This is a genomic window from Streptomyces sp. NPDC049585 (assembly GCF_040675615.1).
In the GTDB taxonomy this organism is placed as follows: Bacteria; Actinomycetota; Actinomycetes; order Streptomycetales; family Streptomycetaceae; genus Streptomyces; species Streptomyces luteosporeus.
On the sequence record NZ_JBFAPE010000025.1, the window covers coordinates 36,316 to 49,374 of the forward strand.

The following is a 13,059-nucleotide window of genomic DNA, read 5'->3' on the forward strand; positions in this document are numbered from 1 at the left end:
GGTCTGGTCGTCGCCGCCGGCTCAGTCGACGGCAGCAGTGGGCGCCGGCACGGCGGCACCCTCCCCGGCGCTTCCGGCCGGGTCCACGGCGGCCGCGCCCTCGGCCTCGGCGCGGCGCAGGCCTGCGCGCAGTTCCGCGACGGCGGCCTCGAAGTCCTCGAGCGAGTCGAACGCCTGGTAGACGGAGGCGAACCTCAGGTACGCCACCAGGTCGAGGTCCTTGAGGGGGCCGAGTATGGCCAGGCCGACGTCGTGCGTGGAAAGCTCCGCGCTGCCGGTGGCGCGCACCGCCTCCTCCACCCGCTGGCCGAGCTGGGCGAGGGCGTCCTCGGTGACCGGGCGCCCCTGGCACGCCTTGCGCACGCCCGAGATGACCTTGTTGCGGCTGAACGGCTCGGTGACCCCACTCCGCTTGATCACCATGAGTGACGCCGTCTCCACGGTCGTGAACCGGCGGGAGCAGTCGGGGCACTGGCGGCGTCTGCGGATCGAACAGCCGTCGTCGGTGGTCCGGCTGTCGACGACCCGGCTGTCGGGGTGCCTGCAGAAGGGGCAGTGCATGGCTCTCCACCTTCCTTCACCCTCGGGAAACCCTCACAACGGCCGCGCCCGGAAAAAGCGTGCGCGACATCGGCTCCGGCAGGCCCTGGAAGGGGCCCTCGCCGAGCAGCCACCAGCATAGGCGATGACTTCCTCCCCGGAGTGACCGGGTCGGGCGTCGACCACAACTTGTGGGTAGCTGCCGACATCAAACCACTAGATCTGGTGTCGAGCGGTCAAGGAGGCACAGCGCGTGTCGCGCCGCCGGAGCGGGACACGCCCCTGCGCGGAACGCCCCGCGGCACGTCCGGGAGCCCGCGGATGACACACTGGCACCACGACGGCGAGCGCCCCGGCGGTCGCCGTACGGGCTCCCGCGAGGGCGGCGCGAAGCGCCGTGCGGGGCCCGAGTCCGGTCGCGCCGAAGGGCCGTCCGGCCCGGCGGTCCACTCGGAGCGGGACGCACGAAGAGTACCGCAATGGGGCGAATTGATCTCCGTCCGTACACCCTCACCCTTGATCAAGTCAGCCGAACCCCGATATTTCACTCGAACGTGTGTTTGGCGCAACCTTTCGAAAGCAACTACCGTTGTCCAGCTAGGGAGAACATCAGAGAGGGGCCGACGTGACCACCACCGCAGACAGCGCCACCATCACCGCCCAGGACCGCTCCCAGACCCGAATCGACCAGGCACACCCGCAGGCACACCCCATGAGCGACGCAACCATGAACGCGGAGGGGCAGAAGCCCGCCCGCTCCCTCCCCGGACGGCCCCCCGGCATCCGGGCGGACAGCTCGGGGCTCACCGACCGGCAGCGGCGCGTGATCGAGGTCATCAGGGACTCCGTCCAGCGCCGCGGCTACCCACCATCCATGCGCGAGATCGGCCAGGCGGTGGGGCTGTCTAGCACGTCCTCCGTCGCCCACCAGCTGATGGCCCTCGAACGCAAGGGCTTCCTCCGGCGGGACCCGCACCGGCCCCGCGCCTATGAGGTCCGCGGCTCCGATCAGCCCAGCACCCAGCCCACCGACACCACCGGCAAGCCCGCGGCCTCCTACGTGCCCCTCGTCGGCCGGATCGCCGCCGGTGGCCCGATCCTGGCCGAGGAGTCCGTCGAGGACGTCTTCCCCCTCCCCCGCCAGCTCGTCGGCGACGGTGAGCTCTTCGTCCTCAAGGTCGTCGGCGACTCCATGATCGAGGCGGCCATCTGCGACGGCGACTGGGTGACGGTGCGCCGCCAGCCCGTCGCGGAGAACGGCGACATCGTCGCCGCCATGCTCGACGGCGAGGCGACCGTCAAGCGCTTCAAGCGGGAGGACGGCCACGTGTGGCTGATCCCGCACAACTCCGCCTACCAGCCGATCCCCGGCGACGAGGCCACCATCCTGGGCAAGGTCGTGGCCGTGCTGCGGAGGGTGTGACACCCGGGTGGGACCCCACCCCGGCTCGTGACGGGCCCCGGAACCACTGCGGTGGTTCCGGGGCCCGTCTCCGTTGTGTACGACGTTGTGTACGACGCGGATGCACGCGCCGACTGTGCCGCTGCCGGCGTCAGCGGCCCTCCGCCGTGGCAGCGGCGTCGATGGCCGCCAGCGAGCGACGCACCTGGTTGCGGTCGGTGGTGTACCAGAAGTCCGGCATGGACGACCGCAGGAACGACCCGTAGCGAGCCGTCGCCAACCGCGGGTCGAGCACCGCCACCACGCCCCGGTCCCCGGAGGCCCGTACCAGGCGCCCCGCGCCCTGGGCCATGAGCAGGGCCGCGTGCGTGGCGGCCACGGCCATGAAGCCGTTGCCTCCGGCGTCCTCCACGGCCCGCTGCCGGGCGCTCATCAGCGGGTCGTCCGGGCGCGGGAAGGGCACCCGGTCCATGACGACCAGCTGGCAGCTCGCCCCGGGCACGTCGACGCCCTGCCACAGCGAGAGCGTGCCGAACAGACAGGTCCGGGGGTCGGCCGCGAAGTTCTTGATCAGCTCGCCGAGCGTGTCCTCGCCCTGCAGCAGGATCGGCGTCTCCAGCCGGCCGCGCAGCGCCTCCGCGGCGGCCTGCGCCGCCCGCATGGAGGAGAACAGGCCCAGTGTCCGGCCGCCGGCCGCCTCCACCAGCTCGGCCAGCTCGTCCAGCATGTCCGTGCGGTTGCCCTCCCGCCCCGGCTGGGACAGGTGGCGGGCGACGTAGAGGATGCCCTGCTTGCGGTAGTCGAACGGGGAGCCGACGTCGACGCCCTTCCACTCGGGGCAGTCCTCCCCCTCGACGCCCTCCGGGGCCAGCCCCAGCGAGGCCCCCACCCCGTTGAAGTCGCCGCCGAGCTTGAGCGTCGCCGAGGTGAGCACCACCGAGCGCTCGGTGAAGAGCTTCTCCCGCAGCAGCCCGGACACCGACAGGGGCGCCACGCGCAGCGACGCACCGTAGCGGTCGTGCCGCTCGTACCAGACGACGTCGTACTCCGAGCCCTGCAGGATGCGCTCGGCGACCGTGTGGACGTTCTCCACGGCGGCCAGGGCCTGCTTGCGCACCGCGTCTGCCTCGCCGTCCTGGGCGGACTGCACGGACTTGTCGCGGGTGTTGCCCAGCGCGACGACGACCGTGCGGGAGGCGTCCCGCAGGGCTGCCAGGCAGTGGGCGAGATCCTCCGGGAGCTCCTCCAGCCGGCCGGGCAGGGCCAGCTCCATCAGTCGCTCGAAGCTCTCGGACGCCGTCTGCAGGGCGTCCGCGGCCTTCTCGTCGACGAGCTTGGCCGCCCGGCGCACCGCGCGGTTGACCTGGCCCGGGGTGAGCTCGCCGGTGGCGACGCCGGTGACGCGGGAGACCAGCTCGTGCGCCTCGTCGACGATCAGCACCTCGTGCTCGGGCAGCACCGGGGCGCCCTCGATCGCGTCGATGGCCAGCAGCGCGTGGTTGGTGACGACGACGTCGGCGAGCTTGGCCCGCTCCCGGGCCGCCTCGGCGAAGCACTCGGCGCCGTACGCGCACTTCGAGGCGCCCAGGCACTCGCGGGAGGTGACGGAGACCTGCGACCAGGCCCGGTCGGAGACGCCCGGGGTCAGGTCGTCGCGGTCGCCGGTCTCGGTCTCGTCGGCCCAGTCGCGCAGCCTCAGCAGGTCCTTGCCGAGCTTGCTGGTGGGTGCCGCCGCCTCGAACGGGTCGAAGAGCCCGTCCTCCTCTTCCTGCGGCACGCCCTCGTGGAGCCGGTGCAGGCACAGGTAGTTGGAGCGCCCCTTGAGCATCGCGAACTGCGGGCGGCGACGCAGCTGCGGGTGCAGCGCGTCGACCGTGCGCGGCAGGTCCCGCTCGACCAGCTGGCGCTGCAGCGCCAGCGTCGCCGTCGCGACGACGACGCGCTCGCCGTGCGCGAGGGCGGGCACGAGGTAGCCGAGCGACTTACCGGTGCCGGTGCCGGCCTGGACGAGCAGGTGGGAGTTGCCGTCGATGGCCTCGGCGACGGCTTCGGCCATGGCGACCTGGCCGGGCCGCTCGGTGCCGCCGACGGCGGAGACGGCCGCGTGCAGCAGGTCGGTCAGGGTGCTTGATGAGGAAGGCGCGGTGGCAGTCATAGCGTGGCCAGCCTACGGGGCGGCACTGACATCGCGGGCCATGATCCCGTACGAAGCCTGGCTCCTCGTCACAGGACCGTCCGCAGCGCACGGTCGCGGATCATCAGCGCGGCCCGTTTTCCGGGCAGCTCGACCTCGGCCGTCAGCCGGAAGCCGGCGCCGAGGAAGGCCGCCGTGGAGGGGGTGTTGCGCAGGTCCGGCTCCCCGACGACGCGGCCGCACAGCGGCCGGCGGTCCAGGACGAGGTCGGCGACGGTGCGCAGGAGCAGTGTGCCCAGGCCGCGGCCGCGGTCGGCGACGCGGCCGATGAGGAAGTGGAGGCCGGTGTCGTGCGGCCGGGCCGGGTAGGAGCGGGCGAGGGCGTCCAGGTCGGCGCGGTAGATCTCCCAGTAGCTCATGGGCACGCCGCCGAGCGTCCCCAGGCAGGGGATGCTCCGGCCGTCGCCGTCGAGCTGGGGGCGCAGGTGTGCGGCGGTGACGGTGTCCGGGCCGTCGAGCTCCCAGAACGCGGCGACGGCCGGGTCGTTCATCCAACAGGTGATCAGCGGCAGGTCGCGGGGCATCCGTACGGGTAGGAGCTGGAAGGTGCCGGCCGGGGTGGGCACGGGACCCCAGCCGGGGACGCCGTCCAGCAGGTCGTCCGGAGGAAACCCTGCGTCCTGAGGGAACCCTCCGTCTTGAGTAAAGCCTGCGTCTTGAGCAAAGCCTGCATCCGGCGGAAACCCTGCGCCCTGGGGAAACCCGCCGTCCTGCGGAAACCCTGCGGCGATCGCCGGGTATCCGGCGGTCAGGGCCGCCTCCAGGTCGTCGGGCAGCCGCAGTTCGACGGTGTCCACGCAGTCCGTGCCGCCTCCGGGCACCGTCCACCCGTCGGGGAACCGTCCGCCGTCCTGCCCGCCGTCGGGTGCCGTCGTGCCGTCGTACCCTTCCGCGTCCAAACCTGGCTCAACCTCCCCCCACTGCCAGCGGGTTGGCGATCGTGACGTACACGGACTGGGTGGCGACGGGGCCCACGAGCTCGTCCATGCCCCGCAGCCGGGTGAGCATGTTCGCCTTGCAGTGCAGGGTCGGGGACTCCAGCAGGTGCCGCGGCAGGGCGGAGCGGCGGGTGGCGGGTGCGGTGGCGGCGTCCTTGAGGAAGCGGCGCAGGGCGGCGATCAGGACCTGTTCGTCCGCGAGGCGTTGGGAGCCGAAGGCGCCGATCAGCCCGAGGACGTTGTTGATGCCGAGGTAGTAGGCGAAGCGCTGGTCGGCGACCTCGTCGGGGACGAAGGTGTCGCTCTCCTTGCCGATGCCGGGCAGGCGTTGCTCGAGCGCGGCGCGGTGGGACTCGCGGTAGTAGTAGCCCTGGTTGTCGCGGTAGCGGCCGCCGACCGGCCAGCCGTCGGCGTCCAGCAGCACGAGGGTGTTCTGCTGGTGGGCCTCCAGGGCGATGCCCGCCTCGCCGTCGAGCCACAGGACGGGCCGCACGACGGATTCCAGGTAGCGCAGCAGCCACTCCGCGGCGACCGCGCCGGCGGGCCGGCCGGTGCGGTACGCGAGGCGGGCGACGGTCTCGGCGAGTCTGGAGGACGTCGCCGGCACCCCGGCCTGCCCCGGCCGGCCCGGCCAGGGGCGCGGCGAGGTGAGGCCGGCGAGGCAGACGGCGTCGTCGCCGGGGCCGAAGGGGTTGTGCCGGATGACGACGTCGGCGCCGGTGAGCGGGGGGCCGTCGGGGGTGTCCACGGCGATCCAGGCGGGGTCGCGGACGATGTCGAAGCCGAGCCCTCCGGGGCAGGCGGCGCGCCAGCGCTCGGCCAGGCCGCCGCGCAGCAGGCGGTGCATCTCGACGCCGCGGTGCAGTTCCTTGCGGAGGTTCTCGCGGCGGGAGTTGGTGATGCGCAGGCCGAGGGAGAGCTTGAGCATGGCGGGGGCGCCGGGCCGGTGGAGGGTGCGCACGGAGGACGTGGGGTACCACAGGGCGCCGTGGGCGCCGAGGTCGCGCAGCAGGCCGGCCTCGAAGAGGGGGGCCGCCTCGGCGCGGTGGGCGAGGTCGTGGGCCTGCCAGGGGTGCATCGGCAGGGCGACGGTGCCCGGGGGCAGGGCGCGCTCGAGGTCGGCGCCGGCCAGTCGGGCGGCGAGGGCGGCGGCGTCGACGGGGCGGCCGCGCTCGGTCCAGGCGGAGTCGCAGGCCACGACGGAGCGGTCGACGGCCAGCCAGTGCAGCTGCAGGCGCCCGCGCAGTTCGGGCGAGCAGCCGGGGGCCTGGGCGTCGGACAGGCCCTCGCGGCTCTTGGGCGCGGGGTGGAAGGGGTGGCCGAAGAGGAGGGACTGCTCGCCGTAGAGGAAGAGCTCGCCCGCGTCGGGGTCGGCGGGCCGGGCGCGCCGGTCGGTGAGGAAGGCGGTGGTGCGCCGCACGGAGTCGGCGACGCGAGCGGCGAGGTCGGTGCCGTCGCAGGCCGGTCGGTGGCAGGCCGGGGCACGGTGCGCGGCCTCGCGGCCGAGGAGGGCGGCGAGGGTGACGGCGTCGAAGGGCGGGGCGTCGTCGGGCCCTCCGGTGAGGGTGGCGGGGCCGAAGCGGTGGTGTCCGGTGGGCGACCAGTAGCGCACGGGCACGCTCAAGGGGATGCCGCTGGCGTTGAGGGGCAGGTAGAGGACGTCGCCGTCGGGCCGTTCGATGCCGTGCTCGCGCACCCAGCAGCGCAGGAGGTTCTCCGCGGCGGCGGTGTCGGCGGCGGTGTGCGGGTCGGGGTGGTCCAGCGGCTCGGCGGGGCCGAGGACGCCGGCGAGCCGGGGCTCGGGGAGCGCGCCGCCGCGCCGGGGCTGCAGTGCGGAGGTGACGTCCTGGCCGGCGGGGGACGCACCGAGGGGGAGGGACGCGTTCATGCGGGGTACGGCGCGCGGCTCACGGAGTCGGGGCCGGGGCGCCTGCCTCCTTCGGTGTGCGCGGGGCGGGGAACCGGTGGCCGGGGCGGCAGACGGCGGCGACGGCGTCGGCGAGCCGGTCGAGGACGGCCTCCGCCTGGCCGTCGGTGAGCGTCAGCGGTGGCAGCAGGCGCAGCACCGCGGAGTCGGGACCGCCCGGTCCGACGATGAGGCCGCGCCGCAGGCACTCCTGCCGTACGGCGGTGGCGGTGGCGCCGGCTGCGAGGGACGCGTCCGCCGGTGCCTCGCCGGGTGCGGTGAACTCCAGGCCGATCATCAGCCCTCGCCCGCGCACGTCGGTCAGACAGGGGTACGCGCGGGCGAGCTCGCGCAGGCGCCCGAGCAGCCGGGCGCCGAGCTCGGCGGCCCGCCGGGCCAGGTCGTTCTCCCGGACGTGGCGCAGGGTGGCGGTGCCGGCCGCCATGGCGAGCTGGTTGCCGCGGAAGGCGTCGGGTGCGTCGCCGTCCGGTGCGCCGGTGTCCAGGCCGTCGTGGTGGACGACGACGGACAGCGGGAGGCTGCCGCCGATGGCGCCGGAGAGGACCATGACGTCGGGGACGACGCCGGAGTGCCCGATGCCCCAGAAGGCCCCGGTGCGGCCGAGGCCGGTGCGGGCCTCGTCGGCGACGAGCAGGACGCCGCGGGCCGCGGTGTCCTGGCGCAGGCGGCGCAGCTGCTCGTCGTCGAACGCGCGGACGCCGTCGCACTGCACGGGCTCGACGACGATCCCGGCGGTCGCGGGCTCCCCTGCGCACTCCGCACCACCGGGGGCGAGGACGGTGACCGGCTCGCGGCCGGTGGCGGTGCGCACCAGGCGCAGTGCGGTGTCCATCGCGTCCGTGCCGCCGGGCGCGCAGAAGCGGATCCGGGCGTGGGCGGCGAGGGCGGGCGACAGCGTGCGCAGCAGCTCTCCGGCGAACGCGTCGGTGACGGGGGTGGCCAGGCCGGGGACGTCCAGCGGTGCGCCGGAGTCGAGGACGGAGCGGATGGCCTCCAGCACGACCGGGTGGTTGTGGCCGAGGGCGAGGGTGCCGGCGCCGGAAAGGCAGTCGAGGTAGCGGCGGCCGTCGGCGCCCTCGATGGTCAGACCCCGGGCGCGCACCGGCACGACGGGCAGCGACCGGGCGTACGTGCGGGCGGCGGCCTCACGGGCCGACTTGCGCCGCAGCCGGCCCAGGACGCCCTCGTGGCCCGTCCGGGACGTCCTCGGACGGGTCGGCGACGGTGGTCGGGTCGGGAGCATGGCGCGCTTTCCTCCTCCTGCCGTGGAACGACGACCGGCCCCGTGAACGATGGCCGGGCTTCCCCCGTACGTACCAACGACGCAAGGGGCTTCGGATCACGGCCCGGTTGCAAGATCCTTCGTTCCGGAACCGAGGACCCGCACGCGTCCGTCTCCGCTGGCACCGGCATAGTGGGGGCGACCCGGCCCTCGCCGGATCGGTGCATGACAAAATCCACCGCGCCGACGCAGCGGGCACCGGTGCCCGACACAGCCGAAGAATCACAGGGGGAGCCCACTCCATGCCATCCACCAGGCGTCCGGTCCTCGCCGCGGCCGCGCTGACCGCCGTGCTGGCGCTGACCGCGACCGCGTGCGGTCCCAGCGACGACAGCGCCGCCGGCGACACGAAGCCGAGCGCGTCCGCCGGCCAGAAGGGCGACGACTTCCCCAGCCTGCCCAAGGGGATCTCCTCCCAGGAACTGGAGAAGTGGAAGAAGAAGTGGAAGGAGGGGGCCTGGAAGAACTGGGACAAGGACCAGTGGATGCGTGAGGCCCGCGACTTCATCAACCCCATCATCGAGGGCCACTGGAAGCCCGACACGATGAAGGACGCGCACTCCAGCGACAAGACCCTGGCCACCCAGGCCGCACCGGGCACCGTGCCGGGCGGCGGGAGCGCCGACCAGGGCGTCACCGACCCCGAGCCGCGTCCGGTGAACGCCAAGGCCGTCGCCCTGCCCTACCACAACAACGCCGCCCCGGTGGGCAAGGTCTTCTTCGACAGCCCCGAGGGCCACATGGTGTGCTCGGCGACGGTCGTCAAGGACCCGGCACACCCCGGCAAGTCCAACATGGTGTGGACCGCGGGCCACTGCGTGCACGCCGGCCAGAAGGGCGGCTGGTACCGCAACATCGCCTTCGTGCCGTCCTACAACGACAAGGGCGTGCCCACCACGCAGATCAACACCGCGCCCGTGCAGGACGTCGCCCCGTACGGCGTGTGGTGGGCGGACTGGGCGCAGACCTCCGCCCAGTGGATCAGCCAGGGGGCCGAGACCGGCGGCGCGGGCGCTCCGTACGACTTCGCCGTGCTGCACGTGAAGTCCGAGTCGGGCACCGGCAAGTCGCTGGAGGAGACGGTGGGCAACGCCCTGACCGTCGACTTCACCACCCCGCAGGTGAAGTCCATCCGCAGCATGGGCGCCTGGGGCTACCCGGCCGCGCCGCCGTTCGACGGCCAGAAGATGTACGACTGCGTGGACCGGCCCGGGCGGCTGACGATCGACCCCGCGCAGCCGACGATGTACCGCATCGGCTGCACGATGACCGGCGGCTCCTCCGGCGGCGGCTGGTTCGCCCCCGGCCCGGACGGCAAGCCGGTGCTGATCTCCAACACCTCGATCGGCCCGTCCAACAGCACCTGGCTGGCCGGCCCGCGCCTGGGCCCGGAGGCCAAGGGCGTCTACGACGCGCTCAGCCAGAAGTTCGCGGGCAAGCGGTAGCTCGCTCGGCATGACGCACGAAGGCCCGCCCCCTCACCGGGGGCGGGCCTTCGTGCGTGCGTTACGAGTGCGAGGCGGGCACGTACCGCTGGAGTTCGGCGGCGAGCTCCTCGTGGACCCGGGCCCGAAGCAGGGTGCCCTCGGGCGTGTGCTGCTCGGAGAGCACCTCGCCGTCGGCGTGCACCCGGGCGACCAGGGAGCCGCGCGTGTACGGCACGAGAGCCTCGACCTCGATCGCGGGCCGCGGCAGCTCGGCGTCGATCCGCGCCAGCAGCTCGTCCATGCCCTGGCCCGTGCGCGCGGAGACGGCGATCGAGCGCTTCTCGATGCGCAGCAGCCGCTGCAGGACCAGCGGATCGGCCGCGTCCGCCTTGTTGATCACCACGATCTCGGGCACGTCGACCGCGCCGACGTCACGGATCACCTCGCGGACCGCCGCCAGCTGCTCCTCCGGCGCCGGGTGCGAGCCGTCCACCACGTGCAGGATCAGATCGGCGTCGCCGACCTCCTCCATCGTGGAGCGGAAGGCCTCGACGAGGTGGTGCGGCAGATGCCGGACGAAGCCGACGGTGTCCGCCAGGGTGTAGAGCCGCCCGCTGGGCGTCTCGGCCCGGCGCACGGTCGGGTCCAGGGTGGCGAACAGGGCGTTCTCCACCAGCACACCCGCCCCGGTGAGGCGGTTGAGCAGCGAGGACTTGCCGGCGTTGGTGTAGCCGGCGATAGCCACCGACGGCACCTTGTTGCGCCGGCGCTCCTGGCGCTTGATGTCGCGGCCGGTCTTCATCTCCGCGATCTCCCGGCGCATCTTCGCCATCTTCTCGCGGATCCGCCGCCGGTCCGTCTCGATCTTGGTCTCACCGGGGCCACGGGTGGCCATGCCGCCGCCGGCCGAGCCGGAGCCACCACCACCCATCTGCCGCGACAGCGACTGACCCCAACCGCGCAGCCGGGGCAGCATGTACTGCATCTGGGCCAGGGAGACCTGGGCCTTGCCCTCGCGCGACTTGGCGTGCTGGGCGAAGATGTCGAGGATCAGGGCGGTGCGGTCGACCACCTTGACCTTGACGACGTCCTCCAGGTGGATGAGCTGGCCGGGGCTGAGCTCGCCGTCGCACACCACGGTGTCGGCGCCGCTCTCCAGAACGATGTCCCGCAGCTCCTGGGCCTTGCCGGAGCCGATGTACGTCGCCGGGTCCGGCTTGTCGCGGCGCTGGACGACGCCATCGAGCACCATCGCACCGGCCGTCTCGGCCAGCGCGGCGAGCTCGGCGAGCGAGTTCTCCGCGTCCTGGACGGTGCCGGAGGTCCACACGCCGACGAGTACCACGCGCTCCAGGCGCAGCTGGCGGTACTCGACCTCGGTGACGTCCTCCAGCTCGGTGGAGAGCCCGGCCACCCGGCGCAGGGCCGCGCGCTCGGAGCGGTCGTACTGATCGCCGTCGCGCTCCCCGTCGATCTCGTAGCTCCAGGCAACGTCCTCTTCCATCAGGGCGTCGGCCCGAAGGCTCTCCGGGAGGGACTGCCGGTCCTGCCGGTCCTGGGGAAGGGAAGAAGAGGAGGTCATTTGATCCTTTACGTCGTTGGGAAGTGCTGTCGGGCGGTCGCCCCCACCGGGGCTCCCACAGTGCCGACAACGTTTCGCGCCGCCCGGGGATTCCCGGGGCCGCCACCGTGCCGGCCCGTCGATGGTCCCATGCCCCCGCCCGGGCGTCACGCGGGTTTCGGGGCCGCCTTCCAGTCCGGGTGGCCGGGCATGGGCGGGGTGGTCTGCCCGTACAGCCAGGGCTGCAGGAAGGCCGACTGGTCCTGGCCGGAGACCTCCGTGGCCAGGGCGACGAAGTCGGCGGTGGTGGCGACCCCGTCGTGGTGGCGCTGGACCCACGTGCGCTCCAGGCGGTCGAAGGCGGTGGCGCCGATCCGCTGCCGCAGCGCGTACAGCACGAGCGCTCCCCCGTCGTAGACCACCGGCCGGAAGATCCCGGTCTTGCGGCCCGGGGCCGGCGCCTTGATCGCGGCGGGCGGGCCGCCGTCGGCGCGCATCTGGTCGGAGAGCTGGTAGGCCACCCGCATGCGGTCCTCCAGCTTCCGGCCGCCGCGCTCCTCGGCGTACAGCGACTCGTACCAGGTGGCGTGCCCCTCGTTGAGCCACAGGTCGGACCAGTAGCGGGGGCTGACGCTGTCGCCGAACCACTGGTGGGCCAGCTCGTGGACCATGACCGACTCCAGGTACCACTGCGGGAAGCCGCCCTTGGTGAACAGGTCGCGCTCGAAGAGGGAGAGCGTCTGCGTCTCCAGCTCGAAGCCCGTGGAGGCGTCGGCGATCAGTACGCCGTAGGCCTCGAAGGGGAAGTACCCCACCTTCCTCTCCATCCAGGCGACCTGCTCCGGCGTCTTCGCCGTCCACGTCTCCAGCGCCTTCTGGTCCGCGCCGGGCACCACGTCGCGCAGCTTCAGCCCGTGCGGGCCCACGCGCTCCGGCACGGCGGAGCGGCCGATGGCGACCTGCGCCAGCTCGGTGGCCATGGGGTGCAGGGTGCGGTACGTCCAGGTGGTGTTCGCGCCCTCGGTGCTGCGCCCGGCGGGCAGCCCGTTGGCGACCACGGTGAGCTCCTTGGGCGCGGTGACGCGGAAGGTGAACAGCGCCTTGTCGGAGGGGTGGTCGTTGCCGGGGAAGACGCGGTGCGCGGCGTCCGCCTGGTTGGCCATGACCAGGCCGTCGGTGGTGGGCACCCAGCCGCCGTTGCCCTCGCCGCCGCGCGGGTCGCTGGTGTGGTGCACCGTCACGCCGAACGCGGCGCCCGCCGTCACCGCGCGGGCCGGTGTGACGACCACGTCCTCCCCCGTGGGGGTGAACTGCGCGGGTGCCCCGTCGACCTCGATCGAGGAGATCGTGCCGTGGGTGAAGTCCAGGTTGAAGCGCTCCAGGCGGTCGGTGGCCCGGGCGAGGATTCGGGTGACGGCGTTCAGCGGCTGGTCGTTCGCGCGGTAGGTGAACGCGATGTCGTAGGCGGCCACGTCGTAGCCGGGGTTGCCCAGCTCGGGGAAGATCCGGTCGCCGATCCCCTGGGCGACGGGCGCCGGCGGGGCGGCGGCCCCCAGCACCAGGGCGGCCGCGGCCGCCAGCAGGGCGGCGCGGTGGCGCGGGCGACGACGCTCAAGGCGGCGCGCAAGGCGGCGCTCGGAGCGGCGCTCTTCCGGGGCGGGTGAGTGCGACATGCGTCCACCGCTATCAGCGCCCGGCGCGCCACTGGTGGCGGCACGACGCCGGCCCACTCGTATGAGCGTCTCGCCTGCTGGTACGGATGTCGTATCAGCAGGTTGTCCGGTGGGC

General features: G+C 73.4%; 8 protein-coding genes and 1 pseudogene. 2 read left to right on the forward strand and 7 right to left on the reverse strand.

Annotated features, from left to right (window positions below; translation table 11 throughout):
• Positions 1-126 precede the first annotated feature (126 nt).
• Positions 127-561, reverse strand: a pseudogene (nrdR, locus tag AB0K17_RS23230) (transcriptional regulator NrdR); the annotation flags it as partial.
• 604 nt (positions 562-1,165) lie between these two features.
• On the opposite strand from nrdR, the gene lexA reads away from it, so the two are divergent.
• The gene (gene lexA, locus AB0K17_RS23235) at positions 1,166-1,963 is read left to right on the forward strand and encodes a transcriptional repressor LexA (RefSeq protein WP_365966922.1); all 798 of its coding nucleotides are present in this window, start codon (positions 1,166-1,168) and stop codon (positions 1,961-1,963) included.
• A gap of 130 nt (positions 1,964-2,093) precedes the next feature.
• Here lexA and AB0K17_RS23240 read toward each other — a convergent pair whose 3' ends face one another.
• The 4 genes from AB0K17_RS23240 to AB0K17_RS23255 form a co-directional block, all read right to left on the reverse strand.
• The gene (locus AB0K17_RS23240) at positions 2,094-4,097 is read right to left on the reverse strand and encodes an ATP-dependent DNA helicase (protein WP_365984106.1); all 2,004 of its coding nucleotides are present in this window, start codon (positions 4,095-4,097) and stop codon (positions 2,094-2,096) included.
• Positions 4,098-4,165: 68 nt separating this feature from the next.
• The gene (locus tag AB0K17_RS23245; RefSeq protein WP_365984130.1) at positions 4,166-4,957 is read right to left on the reverse strand and encodes a GNAT family N-acetyltransferase; all 792 of its coding nucleotides are present in this window, start codon (positions 4,955-4,957) and stop codon (positions 4,166-4,168) included.
• 85 nt (positions 4,958-5,042) lie between these two features.
• On the reverse strand, positions 5,043-6,962 hold the full coding sequence (locus tag AB0K17_RS23250) for an IucA/IucC family protein (protein WP_365984107.1): 1,920 nt from the start codon (positions 6,960-6,962) through the stop codon (positions 5,043-5,045).
• A gap of 19 nt (positions 6,963-6,981) precedes the next feature.
• Positions 6,982-8,244, reverse strand: a complete 1,263-nt coding sequence (locus AB0K17_RS23255; RefSeq protein WP_365984108.1) for an aminotransferase class III-fold pyridoxal phosphate-dependent enzyme — start codon at positions 8,242-8,244, stop codon at positions 6,982-6,984.
• 281 nt (positions 8,245-8,525) lie between these two features.
• On the opposite strand from AB0K17_RS23255, the gene AB0K17_RS23260 reads away from it, so the two are divergent.
• Entirely contained in the window at positions 8,526-9,728 is a 1,203-nt protein-coding gene (locus AB0K17_RS23260) for a hypothetical protein (protein WP_365966917.1), read from the forward strand.
• A gap of 61 nt (positions 9,729-9,789) precedes the next feature.
• On the opposite strand, the gene hflX is transcribed toward AB0K17_RS23260, so the two are convergent.
• Together hflX and AB0K17_RS23270 are read right to left on the reverse strand one after the other, a co-directional pair.
• On the reverse strand, positions 9,790-11,292 hold the full coding sequence (gene hflX / locus AB0K17_RS23265) for a GTPase HflX (protein ID WP_365966916.1): 1,503 nt from the start codon (positions 11,290-11,292) through the stop codon (positions 9,790-9,792).
• Between the two features lie 146 nt (positions 11,293-11,438).
• A complete protein-coding gene (locus tag AB0K17_RS23270; RefSeq protein ID WP_365984109.1) occupies positions 11,439-12,944 on the reverse strand; it encodes a M1 family metallopeptidase in 1,506 nt (501 codons plus the stop codon).
• Positions 12,945-13,059 lie beyond the last annotated feature (115 nt).